The organism is Nocardia brasiliensis NBRC 14402 (genome assembly GCF_000308475.2).
Taxonomy (GTDB): domain Bacteria; phylum Actinomycetota; class Actinomycetes; order Mycobacteriales; family Mycobacteriaceae; genus Nocardia; species Nocardia brasiliensis.
Map to the genome: position 1 here is coordinate 141,060 of NZ_BAFT02000057.1, position 18,650 is coordinate 159,709.

At 69.2% G+C, this 18,650-nt stretch carries 15 protein-coding genes; 13 read left to right on the forward strand and 2 right to left on the reverse strand.

Features of this window, described 5'->3' with window-relative positions; all coding sequences use genetic code 11:
• Positions 1 to 5: 5 nt before the first annotated feature.
• The gene (locus TY25_RS17665) at positions 6 to 431 is read left to right on the forward strand and encodes a hypothetical protein (RefSeq protein WP_042257642.1); all 426 of its coding nucleotides are present in this window, start codon (positions 6 to 8) and stop codon (positions 429 to 431) included.
• A 112-nt stretch (positions 432 to 543) separates the two neighbouring features.
• On the opposite strand, the gene TY25_RS17670 is transcribed toward TY25_RS17665, so the two are convergent.
• Positions 544 to 1,923 carry a DUF1731 domain-containing protein gene (locus TY25_RS17670; protein WP_081868937.1) on the reverse strand — a complete coding sequence of 460 codons (1,380 nt, stop codon included), beginning with the start codon at positions 1,921 to 1,923 and terminating at the stop codon, positions 544 to 546.
• A gap of 1,057 nt (positions 1,924 to 2,980) precedes the next feature.
• On the opposite strand from TY25_RS17670, the gene TY25_RS17675 reads away from it, so the two are divergent.
• A complete protein-coding gene (locus TY25_RS17675) occupies positions 2,981 to 3,373 on the forward strand; it encodes a hypothetical protein (RefSeq protein WP_042257645.1) in 393 nt (130 codons plus the stop codon).
• Positions 3,374 to 3,828: 455 nt separating this feature from the next.
• On the forward strand, positions 3,829 to 4,206 hold the full coding sequence (locus TY25_RS17680) for a hypothetical protein (protein WP_042257647.1): 378 nt from the start codon (positions 3,829 to 3,831) through the stop codon (positions 4,204 to 4,206).
• Between the two features lie 830 nt (positions 4,207 to 5,036).
• Here TY25_RS17680 and TY25_RS17690 read toward each other — a convergent pair.
• Positions 5,037 to 6,206: a M23 family metallopeptidase gene (locus TY25_RS17690; RefSeq protein ID WP_042257650.1), complete on the reverse strand. Its 1,170-nt coding sequence runs from the start codon at positions 6,204 to 6,206 to the stop codon at positions 5,037 to 5,039.
• A gap of 546 nt (positions 6,207 to 6,752) precedes the next feature.
• Here TY25_RS17690 and sucC point away from each other — a divergent pair.
• The 10 genes from sucC (at position 6,753) to TY25_RS17740 (ending at position 18,628) form a co-directional block, all read left to right on the forward strand.
• Positions 6,753 to 7,919, forward strand: coding sequence for an ADP-forming succinate--CoA ligase subunit beta (gene sucC, locus TY25_RS17695; protein ID WP_014988331.1), 1,167 nt, complete (start codon positions 6,753 to 6,755; stop codon positions 7,917 to 7,919).
• Positions 7,920 to 7,930: 11 nt separating this feature from the next.
• Entirely contained in the window at positions 7,931 to 8,845 is a 915-nt protein-coding gene (sucD, locus tag TY25_RS17700) for a succinate--CoA ligase subunit alpha (protein ID WP_042257652.1), read from the forward strand.
• 293 nt (positions 8,846 to 9,138) lie between these two features.
• A complete protein-coding gene (locus TY25_RS17705) occupies positions 9,139 to 12,078 on the forward strand; it encodes an AfsR/SARP family transcriptional regulator (RefSeq protein ID WP_146154128.1) in 2,940 nt (979 codons plus the stop codon).
• Positions 12,079 to 12,180: 102 nt separating this feature from the next.
• A complete protein-coding gene (locus TY25_RS17710) occupies positions 12,181 to 12,441 on the forward strand; it encodes a hypothetical protein (protein WP_042257656.1) in 261 nt (86 codons plus the stop codon).
• 45 nt (positions 12,442 to 12,486) lie between these two features.
• Positions 12,487 to 12,717: a hypothetical protein gene (locus TY25_RS17715; protein ID WP_042257658.1), complete on the forward strand. Its 231-nt coding sequence runs from the start codon at positions 12,487 to 12,489 to the stop codon at positions 12,715 to 12,717.
• A 260-nt stretch (positions 12,718 to 12,977) separates the two neighbouring features.
• Positions 12,978 to 14,066 carry a DUF5336 domain-containing protein gene (locus TY25_RS17720; RefSeq protein ID WP_042257659.1) on the forward strand — a complete coding sequence of 363 codons (1,089 nt, stop codon included), beginning with the start codon at positions 12,978 to 12,980 and terminating at the stop codon, positions 14,064 to 14,066.
• A 72-nt stretch (positions 14,067 to 14,138) separates the two neighbouring features.
• Positions 14,139 to 15,647, forward strand: a complete 1,509-nt coding sequence (locus TY25_RS17725; protein WP_052383032.1) for a cell division protein PerM — start codon at positions 14,139 to 14,141, stop codon at positions 15,645 to 15,647.
• Between the two features lie 56 nt (positions 15,648 to 15,703).
• A complete protein-coding gene (gene purN, locus TY25_RS17730; protein WP_370466209.1) occupies positions 15,704 to 16,396 on the forward strand; it encodes a phosphoribosylglycinamide formyltransferase in 693 nt (230 codons plus the stop codon).
• Positions 16,383 to 17,966 (forward strand): bifunctional phosphoribosylaminoimidazolecarboxamide formyltransferase/IMP cyclohydrolase, encoded by a 1,584-nt coding sequence (gene purH, locus TY25_RS17735; RefSeq protein ID WP_042257661.1) that lies wholly within the window; start codon positions 16,383 to 16,385, stop codon positions 17,964 to 17,966. The genes purN and purH overlap by 14 nt, the downstream gene beginning before the upstream one ends.
• An 86-nt stretch (positions 17,967 to 18,052) precedes the next feature.
• Positions 18,053 to 18,628, forward strand: a complete 576-nt coding sequence (locus TY25_RS17740; protein ID WP_052383034.1) for a family 20 glycosylhydrolase — start codon at positions 18,053 to 18,055, stop codon at positions 18,626 to 18,628.
• The last annotated feature ends 22 nt before the right edge of the window (positions 18,629 to 18,650 follow it).

The window sequence follows — 18,650 nt, forward strand, 5'->3', positions numbered from 1 at the left end:
GGACCATGGACACGGTCGCGCAACACATCCTGTGGTTGTTCCCGATGCTGTGGCTGGGCATGGTGCTGGCCATCTCGTTCCTCGAGGCGCCGTTGAAGTTCCGTGCGCCCGGGATCACGGTGCCGCTCGGTCTGGGCATCGGGCGCTTGGTGTTCCGCGCGCTGAACGCCGTCGAAGCGGTACTCGCGGTGCTGCTGGTGATCGCAGCAGCGATCGTCGAGGCCACCACCGGCACCTGGATCTGGTTGCTCCTCGCCGTGGTCGTGCTGGCAGGACAGATCGTGCTCGTGCGCCCGCCCCTCAGCAAACGAGCCGACCGAGTACTTGCCGGTGCAGAGCTGCCCCGCTCCCATGCGCATTTCTGGTACATCGGGTTGGAAGTGGTGAAGGTTGTCGGGCTGATCGGGTTGGGGATCAGCGCTGTGCCGTAGGGGCATTCTTGTGTCCGGCCGGTGCCGGATGCCGGCGGTGGGTTCGGGGCGCTGAGGTCACGGTCGATCGGTGTAGGAGACGATTGCAGCGGCGGAGGGGCCGGGGGTTTCCTCAGCGGGGGAGGAGGTCTGTCAGTGCTTCGTCGAGGGTGGGGTAGCGGAAGACGAATCCGTTGTTGCGGAGCACTTCTGAGGTGGCGTGGCGGCCGGTGAGTCCGAGTGCCGGGTCGGTGCGAAGGAAGACCGCGCCGATCCTCAGGATCGCGGTCGGGGTGGGCGGTGCGGGCGGACGGCGCAGATGTCTGCGCAGTGCCGCCATCAGGTCGCGGTTGCGTACCGGAAAGTCGGTGGCGGCCACCAGGATTCCACCTGGCAACGGCACCGCTGGAGCCAAGCCCAGGGCGGCGCGAACGATGGCGAGCCAGTCCTCCACGTGGATCCAGCTGAACCACTGGTCGCCCGGCCCCACCCGGCCGCCGAGCCCGGCTTTCGTCAACTGGCTCAGTCGTTTCAGCGCGGGCGCCTGCGGGTCGAGCACGATCGAGGTACGCAGCACCGTCGAGTGCGCGGCGTTGGCCCCCTCGAACGCCTGCTCCCACGGCTGCGCCACCCCGGTCATCTGCGGCAACCCGACCGGCAGCGGAGTTGTTTCCGTACAACGGGTTTCGCCCGCATCCGACCAGATGGCGGTGGTACTGGCCTGCACCCAATAGTCGATCGGCTGTTCCAGCGTGGCGGCGGCCTCGACCAGGGCGCGGGTGGAATCCACCCGGCTGCGCCGCAATTCGTCTACATTGCGCTGCGTCGGCCGGCAATCGACCAGCTTGCCTGCCAGATTGATGATCGCGGTCTGGCCTGGATTGCGCAGGGCAGCAACCCAATCGCCGACTGTCCTGCCGTCCCATTCCACCTGCGTGAAGGGTAACCCGGGATCACGCCGCCGAGTGAGAATCGTCACCCGATGGCCACGGCAGGCCAGATCGGCGGCAATGTGCTTGCCCAATGCGCCGGTGCCCCCGGCGATTACGACCGACAGAGCCTTCGCCGCAGGTTCCAGACCGGCCAAGCGGGCCAGTCGCGCGAAGCAGACGCGGGCATCGGTCTCCAGCAGCGAGCCGACCACCGCCCGCGCGATCCCCGCCGAAGGCCCGGTGAACGTGAGTTCCTGCCTGATCTCCGTCCCGCCGTCACGCGGCGTCAACGTCCAAGCCAGCCGCATCCGGCCCGCCGGTTCCGGCTGCTCGATCGCCAGCGCCCGCCCCGGCACCAGCGTGCTGATCACGAACGGCGGTGCCGTCCGCCCGTGCAACGCCTCGAAAATCCGCCCCCTCGGCAGATAGTCCCCCGTCGTCCCCACCGCGACCGCCCCATGCAGCCGCGCCGAGGTCACCGCGGGATTCCACTCCGACCACCGCCGCGGATCCCCCACCACCCCCCAAACGACATCCGTTGGCGCCGCAACAAACTGGGTGTACACCGTTGTACTAGCCATACCCCCGACGCTAGCCCCGCCCCCCGCCGAACAGTACGTGCGCATCATCACCCACCCGCTCCGGCAATTCGTCTGCCTCAACCCTGCCTCCGAAAACCCCAACTTTCGACACCTCCGTCCCAGCCCCCGTGCCTGCGCCCGCACCCCGCCGCGCCACGCTTGGCCGCGCCGAACCTGCGCTTGCGGCCGAGCCTGCGCCTGCGCTTGGGCCGCGTTGAACCCCGGCCCTCGTCCGTGCCTGCGCTGCGCTTGCACCTGCGTCGGCGCCCGCGTTGCGGCCGTGCTGCGTCGACGTTTGGCCCGCGTCGCTTTGCCCGCGCTTGCGTCGGTCCCTGCCCGCCGCTTGCGCCTGCGCTTGGTCGCGCCCGCCTCTGCTCGCGCTTGGTACTGCTCGCGCCCGCGTCCGCCTTGTGCCCGCGCTTGCGGTTACGCTGCTCGCGGCCACGTCCGCGTCTGGACCTGCGACCGCGTTGCGTCGACGCTTTGCCCGCGCTTGCGCCTGACCCCGGCGGTCGGCTTGCGCATCGAGGCCGTCGAAAGGCTCGGAGCTGAGCGCTGAATCCCGCTCGAGGGCATGATTCAGGCGCTGCATCGGTCGGCTTCGGGTGTGGCGGACGCGAGCGACCGCCGGAGCCCGGGTTGAAACTCGAACAATTCAGCGGAGCAGTCCGAAGGCCGAGGGAACGTGCTCTGATGCGCGGGACCTTGTTCCCAAACCGATGGCAGATTCGGGCCGAGCCCGTTCGCGTGCGCGCCAGGCAATTCGCGTGTACCGAGGTCTGCGCAGGTGCGGACTGTTCGGATACGGGCCGAGGTGTTCGTACATGTGCACGGGCATCTGTGCTGTCGCTCTGCCTGGGTGGTGTGCGCTTCGTTCGCCTGTGTGGCGGGAGGTCTGTGCTGGTGGGAGCGGTGCGCTCTTGAAGTAGAACGATCGGTGCACTACCGTCCGGGGTGACTACGGCGTGGGTCGTGAGGAGGAGCGGTGCGTCGGATACTGTGCACGATCCAGCAGGGGAGCCTGAACCGGTCTAGATGCCGGGCTGCCGAGCGTGTCTTGGCCGAGGCCTACCGGCAGGCGCTGGACGGCGGCGAGCGGGTGATCGTGGTGTGGTGCGAGATCCCGCGGGGCCAGTCCTTCACCGACAACCATCCCTCGACCATGTCGTGGGTGCTCGTCGAAACCGAGGACGGCCTGCCTGCCGCTCGCCGCGAACCTGCAATGCGCGCGATGAGCGAGGCCTGGAACACCGTCACGGGGGCCGGGCCCAACGACCTCATGCTCGCTCTGGTCGACACCTCGCTGATCGCCCGCTATCTGCACCTCAACCGCGACCGCATCCGCCCCACCGCCCGCCCCGTCTTCCTCCTCCGCACCCTCACCCACCTCGCCGTCTCCCGTACCACCCAGGGCCGCTTCGCAATCCCCGCGAACCATCCCCGGAGCTGATATGCCGTCGACAACGTCCACCGCCGCACCCACCCAGGCACCGCCCCTCCGTTCGCTGCCTCCACCTCACCCAGGGGCCGGCGATCTCCGCGAATCGTGATCGGAGTTGACGCGCTGCTATGCAACGTCGCCGGTCGTGCTGCCTAGACATCGGCACGCAGCAGGCTGTCTGTCGTCTCGTGCGGAGTCGACTCGCAGGTCCTGTGATTCGCGGTCGGAGCTGACATGCCGCTCTACCACGTCGCTCGTCGTACCTGCCTAGACACCCTCGTCCAGCGTGCCGTCTGTCGCCTTGCGCGGAGTCGACTCGCAGGTCCTGTGATTCGCCGTCGGAGCTGACATGCCGCTCTACCACGTCGCTCGTCGTACCTGCCTAGACCCCCTCGTCCAGCATGCCGTCTGTCGCCTTGCGCGGAGTCGACTCGTGAGTCCTGCGAATCGTGATCGGAGTTGACATGCCGCTCTACAACATTGCTTGCCGTGTCCGCCCGGATGCCGCCACGCACGCAGCCGTCGCGGCTGCTGTCACCGCCACTCACTGTGAGATCACCGGCGCGCCATCGGCATTCGTCAGCGTGGTCCTGCTCCACGGCCACGCGCTCCGCCGCGGCATCGAACTGTCCGTCATCGCGGGCGTCCGCGGTGGCGGAAACCGCACCCCCGACCTGTTCGCCCGCCTGGAACACGCCATGCAAACCGCCATCGCCACAGCCGCAGGGATGGCACCCTCCGCCGTTGAGATCACCCTCATCGAATTCGCCGCCAGCTGGATCATGGAAGGCGGCGAAGTCCTACCCGAACCAGGCGAAGAAGGAACCCGGCGCACCCCCTGACGCAGGCGCCCACCGTCCCGACGCCGGCGCCGACCTTTCGCCACCGACTTCGTCGAGTCGACACAGCTGGTCGGTTGATCAGGAGGAACTGGTGGCGGGGCCCTCTCGGCCGATGCCGCCACCATTTCCTCCTGATCAATCGACCAAAGGAAACGCCGCGCGACACGCCCGCAGCGGCTGCCCCGCCAACCCGCCGACCGTGCGGCAGCCGTTCTCACCCTGCCCTCGCGGCGGCATCCCACTGCGAATGCGTCCGCATCGGCTGAGAAACCCCCGCCGCCATCAACCGACCATCTGAACACGCCGCTTCCCGCACCCGTTCTTGCTCCTCGGCGAAGCGGCGCCGATACACATAAAACCTGTCCCGGCTGATCCCCAGCTCGGCACACACTCCAACGACCGTGGCCCGCCCAGCAGCAACCTCGGCGAACACAGCAGCAAGCCTCTGCTCCATCGTGACTACCTTCTGGCCCATCAATGAACACTCATCGATCGACCGATCAGTGTCCGGGATGTCCTGTCACCGAAGTGTCAGGGATGTGCTGTCAGTTGAGACTCGCTGCGGCGTGCCAAAGCGAGTGCGGCAACCCAGAACGAGTGCGGCAACCCAGAACGAGTGCGGCAATCCAGAACGAGTGCGGCAAATCAGAACCGGTGCGTCAACGTCAAGCGGGTGCAGCGAACCCAACGGGCATGGTGCGCCGCGGCCACGTAAACCCAGAACCGGTGCGTCAACTCAGAACGGGTGCGTAAGCACCGAACCGGGTGCAGCAGCGCAGAACTCACGCCGTCAGCTCTGCTCCGACACCTGCCGTACGGAAACCCCGAACCTAGTCCCGCTGCGGGCCCAAGCTGATTCCGCGGGTGGCCAACCAGGGCACCGGGTCGATCTTGTCGGAACCGTTCAACCACACTTCGAAGTGGCAGTGCGGGCCGGTGGAGAAGCCGCGGTTGCCGATGGTGGCGATCTGGTCGCCGGCCATGACGCGCTGGCCCTGGGAGACCGTGGCGGTGTCGATGTGGCCGTAGATGGTGACGGTGCCGTCGTCGTGCAGCAGGCGAACCCACATGCCGAAGCCGGCGGCGGGGCCCGCTTCGATGACGGTGCCGTCGGCGACGGCGACGATCGGGGTGCCGATCGGGCCGGCGATATCGATGCCGAGATGCTGTACGCCCCAGCGGGCGCCGAAGCCGGAGGTGAAGTTACCGGCGGCGAACTTGGTGAACAGGGGGCGCAGTTTCGCGGCTTCCGCGGCGGCCATGTCCTGCGCGTACTTCTGACCCTTTTGCAGGATGTCGTTGAAGTCGCCGAGGTGGGTGGGCCCGGAGGCGTTGAGGATCTGCGGCGACTCCGCCGAGACGGCGGGGTCGGCGAGGCTGACCGATTGGGCGGCGATCTCGTGGATCTGCCCGGCGGCCTCGTAGTCGACGGCCTGACTCGGCTGTTCCGGCGAGGCGAGGGCGGCTTGTCCGGCGGCGACCACGGCACCAGCGGCGACGGCGGCCACCGCGGCGCGACCCTTTAGGGCGGCGGGCGGGGCGGGCAGCCGATGCGCGCCACCACGTTTGGCGGGGCGGCGGCCGGGAATCACGGTCGGTGTAGCCGGAGTGTCCGGGGTTTCGGTCTCGGCTTCGGGCGCCCAGGATTCTTCCGGCGCCCAGGTGCCGTCTTCGGGTGCCCAGGTCTCTTCTTCGGCCCAGGCGTCGCCCGAGTTCCAGGCGCCGCCGTCGGACCAGGACTCCTGCTGCGACCAGGTGTCTTGCGGCGCCCACGAATCCTGCTGGGACCACGAGTCGTTCGTGGACCAGGCGTTGTCGCGGGAGCTGTAGTCCACCGGCGCCGCCGCGGCAGGCGCGGCGTAGAGCGAGTTCCGTTGCCGGTCAACCGACGGACCACGGGACGTGCCTTGTGCGGCCTGCGCGCCGAAGGATTCGTCGTCGCGATAACGATGACCGGTCCGGGCGCGATGTTCAGGAATAAGGGCGGAGCGATGGTTCATCGGCTGTGCCACATCGTGAAGCGGGAGATGTTCGCGGGGCCGAGGTGCCTGCTGATCAGCGGCTTCGACGGGTCAACTGCGGAACGGCTCTCCATCTGCGGAGTGCTGTGCTGCGTCAAGCTTGCCGTCCTCCTAGTCGTGACCGTGCTGTGACATCGACCGCAATGACGGTAACGAAACGATTGCAGGGTCCGCAAGCGCTGCGGCCCATCTGTCCGAACATGTGAGATTGATCACGCTAACAGCACGGAATATCTATCTGTGCATTGGGCATGCGGGCGCGACTTTTCGACGACGACGTGTAGTAGATCCGGCTGTGTGCGCGGGTTCGGCGGGTCTACCTGGCGCGGTGCCAGCAACCTACTCGCGAGTAGCGTTGGCCAGCGGTTTTTCCGCCGCGCGTATCGGCCCGTGACCTGCGCCACTTAGGATGAACGTGGCCGATTGGCCGTCCATGTGACTGATTAGAGTCCGACCCGACCCGCTTCCGACGTCGGGCCGCCAACAAAGACGTTGTCATCACAACGCAGACGAGACGGTGAGTACATGGATCTCTTCGAATATCAGGCGAAGGAGCTCTTCGTTAAGCACGGAGTGCCTTCGTCCGAGGGCCGCGTCACGGACACGGCCGAGGACGCCCGCGCCATCGCGGAGGAAATCGGCAAGCCGGTGATGATCAAGGCTCAGGTCAAGGCCGGTGGCCGTGGCAAGGCGGGCGGCGTCAAGTACGCCGCGACCGCGGACGACGCGTTCACGCACGCGCAGAACATCCTCGGCCTGGATATCAAGGGCCACATCACCAAGAAGATCCTTGTCGCCGAAGCCAAGGACATCGCGGAGGAGTACTACATCTCCTTCCTGCTCGACCGGTCCAACCGCACCTACCTGGCCATGTGCTCGGTGGAAGGCGGCATGGAGATCGAAGAGGTCGCCGCGACCAAGCCCGAGCGCCTCGCCAAGGTTCCCGTCGACGCCGTCAAGGGCGTCGATCTCGCGTTCGCCCGCTCGATCGCCGAGCAGGGCCACCTGCCCGCCGACGTGCTCGACGCCGCGGCCGTGACCATCCAGAAGCTGTGGGAGGTGTTCGTCAAGGAGGACGCCACCCTGGTGGAGGTCAACCCGCTGGTGCGCACCCCCCAGGACGAGATCCTCGCCCTGGACGGCAAGGTCACCCTGGACGAGAACGCCGAGTTCCGGCACGCGGACCACGAGGCCTTCGCGGACAAGGACGCGACCGATCCCTTGGAGCTCAAGGCCAAGGAGAACGACCTCAACTACGTCAAGCTCGACGGTGAGGTCGGCATCATCGGCAACGGTGCCGGTCTGGTCATGTCGACCCTCGACGTGGTCGCGTACGCGGGCGAGAACCACGGCGGCGTCAAGCCCGCCAACTTCCTCGACATCGGTGGCGGCGCCTCGGCCGAGGTGATGGCCGCGGGCCTGGACGTCATCCTCGGTGACGCACAGGTCAAGAGCGTGTTCGTGAACGTCTTCGGTGGCATCACCGCCTGTGACGCGGTCGCCAACGGCATCGTCAAGGCGCTGGAGATCCTGGGCGCCGAGGCGAACAAGCCGCTGGTCGTCCGGCTCGACGGCAACAAGGTGGACGAGGGCAGGCAGATTCTCGTCGATGCCGCGCACCCGCTGATCACGCTCGCGCAGACAATGGACGAAGGCGCCGACAAGGCCGCCGAACTGGCAGCGGCCAAGTAAGGAACCCGGATATGTCTATCTTCCTCAACAAGGATTCGAAGGTCATCGTCCAGGGCATCACCGGTGGCGAGGGCACCAAGCACACCGCGCTGATGCTCAAGGCCGGCACCCAGGTCGTCGGTGGCGTCAACGCGCGCAAGGCGGGCACCACCGTCGCGCACACCGACAAGGACGGCAACGCGGTCGAGCTGCCGGTGTACGGCACCGTCGCCGAGGCCATCAAGGAGACCGGCGCCGACGTCTCCATCGCGTTCGTGCCGCCGAAGTTCGCCAAGGACGCCATCATCGAGGCCATCGACGCGGAGATCCCGCTGCTGGTGGTCATCACCGAGGGCATCCCGGTGCAGGACACCGCGTTCGCGTGGGCCTACAACGTGGAGAAGGGCAACAAGACCCGGATCATCGGCCCGAACTGCCCCGGCATCATCACCCCCGGCGAGGCGCTGGTCGGCATCACCCCGGCCAACATCACCGGCAAGGGCCCGGTCGGCCTGGTGTCCAAGTCGGGCACCCTGACCTACCAGATGATGTACGAGCTGCGTGATTTCGGATTCTCCACCGCCATCGGCATCGGCGGCGACCCGGTCATCGGCACCACCCACATCGACGCCATCGAGGCGTTCGAGAAGGACCCGGAGACCAAGCTGATCGTGATGATCGGCGAGATCGGCGGCGACGCCGAGGAGCGGGCCGCGGCCTACATCAAGGCCAACGTCACCAAGCCGGTCGTCGGCTACGTCGCGGGCTTCACCGCCCCCGAGGGCAAGACCATGGGCCACGCGGGCGCCATCGTCTCCGGCTCGGCCGGCACCGCCCAGGCCAAGAAGGACGCGCTGGAGGCCGCGGGCGTGAAGGTCGGCAAGACGCCGTCCGAGACCGCCGCGCTGGCGCGCGAGATCCTGGAGAAGGCCAGCGTCGAGGTCTGACAGCCGGCGCAGCACCGAACGAAGGCCGCCTCCCGATTCCGGGGGCGGCCTTCGTCATGTATGGCGGTGGGCTCGACCTGGGCAGGAGCCGAGCGGCCTGACCGACCATCTGCAGATTTCCGGGTCGCGGGACGTTACTCGCCCGCGTAGGGGATACGAGACCGGCGCGTGTTCGGTTCAGTACGAAGTTTTCACCGGCCGCGAGCAGACGGCGGCATAGCGGACAGGGCATGCTTGTCAGCGTGGATGTGCTGGTGTTGGGTCCAGTGCAGGCGTGGGCTGACGGTGTAGCGGTGACCGTCGATCGGCCGCTGGAACGGGCAGTGTTGGTGCGATTGGCGTTGGCGAATCGCGTTCCGGTGCCGGACGGGCGGCTGGCCGAGGATTTGTGGGGGGCCGAGGTCGAGCGGCCGGTGCAGCGGCTGCGGGTCGTGGTGTCGCGGCTGCGCGCTGCGCTCGGACCGTTGGCGGACGTGATCGGACGGACCTCCGCGGGATATCAGGCGCGGGTGAGCGCGACGGATCTGCTCGACGCGGAGGCGGCCGCGCAACGGTTGCATACCGCGCGCCGGGCGGGTGATTACCGCACCGTGGCAAGCGCGGCGCGGGAGGCGCTCGCGCTGTGGCGTGGACCCGCGCTCGCCGATCTGCGGACCATTCCGTTCGCGGCGGCCGAGGGCGAACGACTCGACGATTGGCGATTATCGCTGACCGTGGCGGGCCTGGAGGCCAATCTCGAACTCGGCGCGGCCGGTGAGGTGGTCACGGAGCTGACCGGGCTGGTGGCGCGGCACCCGCTGCACGAGCCGCTGTCCTGTCTGCTGGCCTTGGCGTTGTATCGCACCGGACGGCAGGCCGACGCGCTGGAACGGCTGGCACGGTTGCGGCGCGCGCTGTCGGAGGAACTGGGCGTGGACCCCGCACCCGACACCGCGCAACTGGAACTGCGCATCCTGGACCATGATCCGGCGCTGCGGGCCGCTGCGGGCCGGGGAGTCGAGCCGATCGACATGGGGCGTGCCGAGGTGAGCGCCGCGCGGACAGGCGACTCGGCGGTGGCCGAACCGCGGCCGGGCGTGGTACTGGCCGCGCCGTTGACCAGCTTTGTCGGTCGTGGTCGCGAATTCGCCACGCTCACCGCCCGGCTCGCCGAACCGGCCCGCACGACGCTGGTCGGGGTCGCGGGCAGTGGCAAGTCACGATTGGCCGCCGAACTCGCGCGGTCGATCAGCGCGTCCGGTCGGCCGGTGGTGCTGGTCGAACTGGCGCCGCTCGGTCGTGCCGAGGACGTATTGCCCGCTGTGGCAGCGGCTTTGGCCGCGGCTGGGTTGGCCACGGAGGGTGCGATCGATGCGAACGGGCCGTTGCCCGGAATCGTCGCGGCGCTCGGCGCGGCCCCCGGCGCGCTCCTGGTGCTCGACAACGCGGAGCACGTCCTCGATTCGGTGGCCGAACTCGTCACGGCCGCAGCGGGATTCAGTGTGCTGATCACTTCGCAACGGCCACTCGGGGTACCGGGGGAGTCGGTGTATCCGCTGGGGGCGCTGGACCGCAGCGTCGGCGTGGCGCTGTTCATCGAGCGCGCCGGCCTGCACGGCCTGGTGACCGCGGCCGAGCGGGACGAGCTGGTGGCGATCTGCGCCGCGGTCGACTGGCTGCCGCTGGGCATCGAGCTGGCCGCCGGCCTCACCAGAACGCTGACGATTTCCCAACTGGCACAACGGATCGACGATCGGGTTCGGCTGTTGGTCGGCGGCGCGCGCGACGCCGCGGGCGGGCGGCACACCAGCCTGCGCGTTGCCCTGGATTGGAGCCACGAACTACTGGCCGAACGGGAACAGACGGTATTGCGCAGGCTCGGGGTGTTCGCGGGCGGCTGCACGCTGGAGGCGGCCGAGGCGGTGCTACCGGATGCGGACATCGAGTCCGGCGATATCGCCCCCGCACTCGCCGATCTGGTGAACCGGAGCCTGGTCACCGTGCAGAACGTGGGGGCGACAAGAAGATTCGTGCTGCTGGAGACGGTGCGCGACTACGCCCTGTCCCGGCTCGCCGCCGCCGCGGAGACCGAGGATCTGCGCGCCAGGCACCTGCGCTGGTGCCGCGACCTGGTGCGCTCGATCGGCGCGTCCGACGATTTCGCCGCCGCCGAATCGGTGGCGGCCGTCTTCGCGGAGTGGCCGAACATCCTTGCCGCGCTGGAACAGTCGCCGGGCACCGCACGCGCCGCCGACGCTCTGCGGCTCGCGGTCGACATGCATGTGCCCTGGCTGGCCCGGGCCTGGTTCCGGGAGGCGCAACGCCACTACGCGGTGCTGACGGAGAATGCGGTGCCGACCGAAAACGCGGCCCGCACCGAAGCCGTCGCCCTTACGCCGCACGAGTTGGCAGAGGCGTTGAGTCACTACGGTTTCCACACTTTGATGACCGGCGACCTCGATACCGCCGCCGCGCAGCTGGCCCGCGCCGGCGCGGTGGCCGAGCCGCTGGACGACGCGGAGCTCGCCCAGACGGTGCGGTACTACCAGGGCATCGTCGACATCGAACGCGGCAGGTTGCCCGAGGCGATCGAGCGTTTGCAGCAGGGCGAACATCTGGCCGTGCGCGACACCCAGGGCGCGTCGTTCGCCGACGCGCTCGGCACGGCGTTGCTGTACGCGGGCGATCCGGCCGAGGCACTGGCCGCGTACACCCGCTCCACCAAGGTGGACGCGGTGCACGAGGACGAGCACGGCCTTTCACGTGGGCTGAGCAACCAGGCCAAAGCCCTGCTCGAGCTCGGCCGGCTGGACGAGGCACTCGCGGCTGTGGCGGAATCCGATCGCTACGCGCGCCGCCTGGACGATCGGCAGATCCTGCCGCTGAACGATCTCACCCGCGCCGGCGCCGCGCTCGCCACCGGTCAGCTCGACGCGGCGGAATCCTATTGCCGTGCCGCACTCGCCCACGAGGAGGAGGCGACCGGTTTCGCCAGGGTCGACCTGGCCGATGTGCTCCTCGCCAAGGGCGAACCGGCTGCGGCCCGGGCGCTGCTCGACGAGTTCATGGCCGCCGCGCCGACCGGGGTGCCGTTGTTCGCCGCCCGCGCGGTCACCGTGACAGCGCGGCAGGCGGAAGGCGATCACGCGGGCGCCCGCGCGCTGCGGGCCGAACTCCGCACCGAGTTCGCTGCCGCCGGTTTCGGCTGGCGTCGCTATGCCGACCGGCTGTCCGGCCCCGAGCCGCAGTCGTGAAAATGCTTCCTACCTCGTGAAATGTAGGTGAAAGCGCGCTGAGACGGCCGGCCGGGAGTCTGGTTCGCACAACGCCATACACCCGTAGAGGAAGCAACGATCATGACCACTCCCCGCATTGCGGCCGCACGCGTCGCCGCGACCGCCGCACTGACCGTCGCCGGCTTGCTCGGCACCCTCGCCCCCGCGCACGCGGGTCCGTTCGACAGCGGCTCGGCCGCCCCCGCGGCCCCTGGCAACCTCGGCCCGTTCGAATACGAGCACCAGTGCCTCGGCCGCGGCAACCAGGGTGTCGAGGCCGGCGAGTGGCAGGACTTCGACTGCGTCGGCAGCTACGGCGCCTGGCGACTCGTCCCCCGCTGACGACCGCACTTCAGCGCTATCCGACCGACCACGAAGGAATTCGATATGACCATCGCACGTTTCGCGGCCGTCGCCGCGATCACCTTCGCCGGACTGTTCGGCGCCGGACTGACCGACGGCATCGCCGCGGCGGCACCGGAGCAGACCGGTCTCGGCCCGTACGAGCAATTGGCGACCTGCGAACGCCAGGGCAATCTCGGCATGGAGAACGGCGAATGGGCCGACTACACCTGCGAGGGCACCCCCGGGGCGTGGTACATCAAGCCGCAGTACTGATGGGTGCCTATGGCCCGGCGTCGTGTCCGTTCGATGACACGGCCCCGGGCCGTCGCGCGTCCCTGGCCGGACAAGGTCGCGGGAACTGCTTCCACGAGGTAGTGCTTGCCGTCGGCAAACGGCCTGCGACCTGCTCGGAAACGGACGATCGTGCCGTCCGGCCGGTCCGTTGAGGGTGACCTGGGCGGGCGAGTGCAGTAGCGTCAGGAGAAGATCCAGCCAGCACAGACCACGTATGACTCGACCTAGGAGACGACGACATGTCATACCCGTCCGGGGGCTCCGGGTACAACACACCCGCGCCATCCACATCCGCAAGCTTCGGTTCGACGGCAGGTGGTGCCAGCTCCGGCTCGAGCGCGTCCGGTGCTGAGTCCAAGGGTCTGCCGTTCTTCCTGGTGGTCGGTGTCGCCGCGCTCGGTGTGATCAACTTCCTGCTCGGTTTCGTGCCCTACATCGGCACCAAGCCGGTCGACTTCGGCGGCACCCGGGTTTCCGGTAGCGAGACGGCCAGCCTGTTCGAGGCGTCCGGTGCCGCGCTGCTCGGCATCCTGCTGCTCGGTGGTCTGCTCGCCGCGCTCTCGCTGCTGCCGAAGCAGAGCTGGACCGGGGCCTCCGCGGCCGGGTCCACCGCGGGTTTCCTCGCGCTGCTGCTGCACTCGTTCACGCTCAGTGACGGCATCGAGCTGAAGTGGGGCGCCTACATCCTGCTCGTGCTCGCCTTCGCGCAGGCCGCGCTGGCGATCGGTGCGGTGCTGTTCGAATCGGGCATCGTCAAGGCTCCCGCGCCGCGTCCAGCCGCCCCGGCGACGCAGGGTTACGCCCAGGGCGGTTACGGCCAGCAGCAGCCCGGCGCGTCGTTCGGCCAGAGCCAGCCCGGCTACGGTCAGCAGCAGGGTTACGGTCAGCAGCAGCCCGCCCAGTCGTACGGCCAGCAGTCTCCTTACGGCCAGCAGGCCGGTTACGGTGCGGCACAGCAGGCTTCGCCGTACGGCCAGAGCCAGCCGGGCCAGCCCGCGTACGGTCAGCAGCCGGGCCAGGCCTACGGTCAGCAGCCGTCCTACGGCCAGCCGACCACGGCTTTCGGTGCGGCGCAGCAGGGTTCGCCGTACGGCCAGAGCCAGCCGAGTCAGCCGAGCGTGCCGCAGGCCCGCCCGGACGAGGGCGCCACGCAGCATTTCGGCTCGTCCCAGCAGCCCGCCCAGCAGTCGCCGTACGGTGCGTCGAACTACGGGCAGCCGAGTCAGCCGGGCGCGCAGCAGTCTGCGCAGCCGTTCGGCGGGGAGCAGAGCGGCGATCCGGCCTCCGACGCCACCCAGGCGTTCCGGCCGTCCGAAGACAACAAGTAGCAGTCCTTCCCGGCGCGAGTTCGCGGCGCGCCTGACCCGCTCGCGCCGGGGAAGCTGCCACGCTGAATTGTCATGAACGCCCCCAGGAACTCCCTCGCGCGCCGGACCGCCGAGTCCCGCGGTGTGCCGCAAGCGCACGCCGATGCCGAAGGGGCCGGGTTTCTGTCGCTGACCCCGGAGCGCGCCCGGGTCCTCGTGCTGGTCGCCGGACGACCGGCCACCTACGCGCTCACCGCGATCATCGTCCTCATGCTCGCCGCCCTGTTCTCCTCGGGCAGCAATCTGTCCGGCACCTCGGGTGCTATCGCCGCGGGATGGCTTGGCGTGCATCAGGTTCCGCTGGTGATCGGCAAGACCTCGCTCGGCCTGCTGCCGTTGCTGCCGACGGCGCTCGTGGTCTGGCTGGCCGGCCGCGAATGCGCGCGAGCGGTCGAACCCGGCAGTACCCGAGCCGATCTCGGCTGGATCGTCGGCGCCGCGCTGGCCGGGCCCCTGTTGATCACGGCCATCTGTCTCGCGGTCGCCGAGGACGCCTCCGGCGTCGTCGCGTTGCAACCGCCGAACACGCTCGCCGCCTTCGCGTGGGTCGCCGGGCTGTATCTGGTTGCGGCCCTTGGCGGGATCGCGACCGCCAACCGGCGAGGGGTCTTCGCGCTGCTGCGCCTACCGGATTGGGCGATATCCGGAATGTATGGCGCGGGCCGTGCGGTGCTGCGCCTGCTCGGCTCCGCGGTGGTGCTCACGCTCGTGTCGTTTCTGCTGCACGTCTCGCGGGTCGGCGACACCTACGCCGGGGCGGGCAACGCCGCGGGCGTGCTCGGGCTGACCCTGCTCTCGCTGGCTTATCTGCCGAATCTGGTGGTGCAGGCGGTCGGTGTGCTCGTCGGGTCGACCGCGCAGATCGGTGCCGCCTCGTTCGGCCTGTTCGCCGTGGTGGGCGGGCCGATTCCGGCGCTGCCGCTGCTGGTGGCGGTGCCGACCGGACCCGCGCCCGCCTGGTGGCCGGTGCTGCTGCTGATCCCGGCGGGGATCGGGGCGCTCGGCGGGCTCGATCTCGCGCGACGCTCGACCGACCGGATCGGCGCGCCGTGGGCCACGCTGAGTTCGGCCGCGCTGGCGACCCTGGTCCTGGTGTTGCTCGCGGCGGTGGCAGGCGGCGAACTCGGCACCTTCGGCCGGGTCGGACTGGACCTGCCGATCTTCGCCGCGGTCACCTTCGCCTGGCTGGCGATCCCCGGGTATGCCGGCCTGGCGTTCGCGCGCTGGTTCCTCGTCCCGGTCGGCGCCGCGCCCGCGGACTACACCGATCCGTACGACGAGCACGACTACTACGCCGACGACTACGAAGACGATTACTACGCCGACGATCACTACGCGGACGACGACCGCGAATACCTCGACGACGAGTACGACGACTACCGGTACCAGGACCCGGACGAGGCTTTGGACGGCGAACTCGTCGAGGAACAGACGTCCATCGAGACGGTGCGCGCCCCCGGCGCGAATACCACACCGGACATCGTCGATGCCGAGGTGGTCGAGGCGGACCTGCCGGAAAGTCACCGGGTAGACGGTCGTTAGGCTCTACCCGGCGGAGCCGTTCCGACCGCCGTCCGATCGACCGCAGGAGTAGAGCCCTGAGCTCACCCACCCCGCCGCCTTCGCCGGCCGCCGACCCCGTCGCGTCGCCCACTGCCCGGTGGACCCCCACCGCGACTCCGGCGACCGTAGTCGTGCTCGCCTCGGGCACCGGATCGCTGCTGCGCGCGCTGCTCGACGCGGCCACCGCCGCCGACTTCCCGGCGCGGATCGTCGCCGTCGGGGTCGACCGTCCCTGTCCGGCGACGGCGCATGCCGAAGCGGCGGGTGTGCCGCATTTCCGGGTGGCGCTGAACGAGTTTCCCGATCGCGCCGCCTGGGACGCCGCGCTCACCGACGCGGTCGCGGAGTACTCGCCCGATCTCGTGGTCTCCGCCGGGTTCATGAAGATCCTCGGCGCACGCTTCCTCGGCCGCTTCGGCGGCCGGATCATCAACACCCATCCCGCGCTGCTGCCCGCGTTCGCCGGCGCGCACGGGGTGCGTGACGCGCTCGCCTACGGCGTGCGGGTCACCGGCTCGACCGTGCACCTGGTCGACGCGGGCGTCGACACCGGCCCGATCCTCGCGCAGGAGGCGGTGCCGGTGCTGCCCGACGACGACGAGGCGAGCCTGCACGAGCGCATCAAGGTTGTCGAACGGCGGTTGCTGGCGCAGGTGGTCGCCGCCGCCGCGACGCGGGGCATTGTTTCCGACGGACGAAAGGCAGTAATCCCTGATGAGCGAGTATGAGCGCAAGCCGTTGCGCCGGGCCCTGGTGAGTGTCTACGACAAGACCGGCCTCGTCGAACTCGCGACCGGTCTGCACGCCGCGGGCATCGAGCTGGTCTCGACCGGCTCCACCGCGAGCAAGATCGCCGACGCCGGTATCCCGGTGACCAAGGTCGAGGAGCTCACCGGTTTCCCGGAGACCCTCGACGGGCGGGTGAAGACGCTGCATCCGCGGGTGCACGCGGGCATCCTCGCCGACCTGCGCAAGCAGGAGCACGCCGATCAGCTCGCCGAACTGGGCGTGGCGGCGTTCGAACTGGTGGTGGTGAACCTCTACCCGTTCACAGCGACCGTCGCCAGCGGCGCGACTTCCGACGAGTGCGTCGAGCAGATCGACATCGGCGGGCCGTCGATGGTGCGGGCGGCCGCGAAGAACCATCCGTCCGTCGCGGTCGTCGTGGACAGCGGCGACTACGACCAGGTGCTCGCCGCGGCACAGTCCGGCGGGTTCACCTTGCCCGAGCGGACGGCACTGGCGGCCAAGGCTTTTCAGCACACGGCAAGCTACGACGTCGCGGTGGCGAGCTGGATGACCTCGGTGCTCGTGCCCGGTGTCGCGCAGGCCCCCGCCGAGGCAGGCGAGCAGTTCCCCGGCTGGCTCGGCGGCACCTGGGAGCGCGCCGCCGTGCTGCGTTACGGCGAGAACCCACATCAGGCGGCGGCGCTGTACACCGACAACGGCGGCAGCGCCGGCCTCGCGCAGGCGCGTCAGTTGCACGGCAAGGAGATGTCGTACAACAACTACACCGATGCCGACGCCGCGTGGCGCGCCGCCTACGACCACACCGGCCCGACCGTCGCGATCATCAAGCACGCCAACCCGTGTGGCATCGCGGTCGGCGCCGATATCGCCGAGGCGCATCGCAAGGCGCACGCGTGTGATCCGGTGAGCGCGTTCGGCGGGGTGATCGCGGCCAACCGCGAGGTCACCGTCGAGCTGGCCGAGCAGGTCGCCGAGATCTTCACCGAGGTGATCGTGGCTCCCGCCTACGCCGACGGCGCGGTGGAAGTGTTGCAGCGCAAGAAGAACGTGCGCATCCTGGTCGCCGAGCCGCCGCGCCGGGCAGGCGCCGAGCTGCGCCCGATCAGCGGCGGCGCGCTGCTGCAGCAGCGCGACATCCTCGATGCCGCCGGCGACGACCCGGCCAACTGGACGCTGGTGGCGGGCGCGGCGGCCGACGCCGAGACGCTGGCCGACCTCGAATTCGCTTGGCGCGCCTGCCGGGCGGTGAAATCCAATGCGATCCTGCTGGCCCACGACGGCGCCTCGGTCGGCGTCGGCATGGGGCAGGTCAACCGGGTGGACGCGGTGCAGTTGGCCGTGCAGCGCGCGGGTGATCGGGCCAAGGGCTCGGTCGCGGCCTCGGACGCTTTCTTCCCGTTCCCGGACGGCCCGCAGCAGCTCATCCAGGCCGGGGTGCGGGCGATCGTGCAGCCGGGCGGGTCGGTGCGCGACCAGGAGACCATCGACCTGGCCCGGGAAGCGGGCGTCACGCTGTACCTGACCGGTTCGCGGCACTTCGCCCACTAGCCGAGACCACCGCGCGCCCTTCGCTTCGCCGCCCGAATCGCCTGTGCTTCGGGAGGCGGGCAGCGAAGGGCGCGCGAGTTCGTAGAGTGGCCACATGGCGATGCGGACGAGTCTTCACCGGTCGCGACGTCCGCGCGCAATCCGGCACGGCAGGCGGCGCGGGCGATATCGTCCTGACCACCGGACCGATACCCGATGCCCCGGAAACCCCCGAGGCCTACCGCATCTCGGTCGGCGAGACGCTGGAGCTGCGTGGCGCGGACCCGGCGGGCGCGTTCTACGCCACCAGGTCGGCCCTGCAGATGTTGCGCGGGCAGACCGCGATACCCGGTGGCACCGTGACGGATTGGCCACGCTACCGCGAGCGCAGCCTGATGCTGGACGCCGGCCGCGAGTTCATGCCGGTGGAGCTGTTGCGTGCGCAGATCCGCCGCATGGGTCAGCTGAAGTTGAATCTGCTGCACCTGCACTTCTCGGACACCTCCGGGTTCCGGCTCGAGAGCGTGCGTCATCCGGAAGTCACCGCCGCACAGCACTATTCGAAGCAGGACATCCGTGACCTGATCGTGTACGCGGCCCGGCACCAGGTCGAGATCGTGCCCGAGGTGGACTTGCCTGGCCACATGAACGGCATTCTGGCCGCGCATCCGGAGCTGAAGTAGCGCAGCGCGGGTGCTCCGCAAG

Excerpts from the sequence above, each read along its gene's own strand:
- TY25_RS17690 (WP_042257650.1), bottom strand. The coding sequence starts at position 6,206 with ATGAACCATCGCTCCGCCCTTATTCCTGAACATCGCGCCCGGACCGGT.
- sucC (WP_014988331.1), top strand. The coding sequence starts at position 6,753 with ATGGATCTCTTCGAATATCAGGCGAAGGAGCTCTTCGTTAAGCACGGA.
- TY25_RS17715 (WP_042257658.1), top strand. The coding sequence starts at position 12,487 with ATGACCATCGCACGTTTCGCGGCCGTCGCCGCGATCACCTTCGCCGGA.
- TY25_RS17710 (WP_042257656.1), top strand. The coding sequence starts at position 12,181 with ATGACCACTCCCCGCATTGCGGCCGCACGCGTCGCCGCGACCGCCGCA.
- sucD (WP_042257652.1), top strand. The coding sequence starts at position 7,931 with ATGTCTATCTTCCTCAACAAGGATTCGAAGGTCATCGTCCAGGGCATC.
- TY25_RS17680 (WP_042257647.1), top strand. The coding sequence starts at position 3,829 with ATGCCGCTCTACAACATTGCTTGCCGTGTCCGCCCGGATGCCGCCACG.
- TY25_RS17720 (WP_042257659.1), top strand. The coding sequence starts at position 12,978 with ATGTCATACCCGTCCGGGGGCTCCGGGTACAACACACCCGCGCCATCC.
- TY25_RS17670 (WP_081868937.1), bottom strand. The coding sequence starts at position 1,923 with ATGGCTAGTACAACGGTGTACACCCAGTTTGTTGCGGCGCCAACGGAT.
- TY25_RS17665 (WP_042257642.1), top strand. The coding sequence starts at position 6 with ATGGACACGGTCGCGCAACACATCCTGTGGTTGTTCCCGATGCTGTGG.
- purH (WP_042257661.1), top strand. The coding sequence starts at position 16,383 with ATGAGCGAGTATGAGCGCAAGCCGTTGCGCCGGGCCCTGGTGAGTGTC.
- TY25_RS17725 (WP_052383032.1), top strand. The coding sequence starts at position 14,139 with ATGAACGCCCCCAGGAACTCCCTCGCGCGCCGGACCGCCGAGTCCCGC.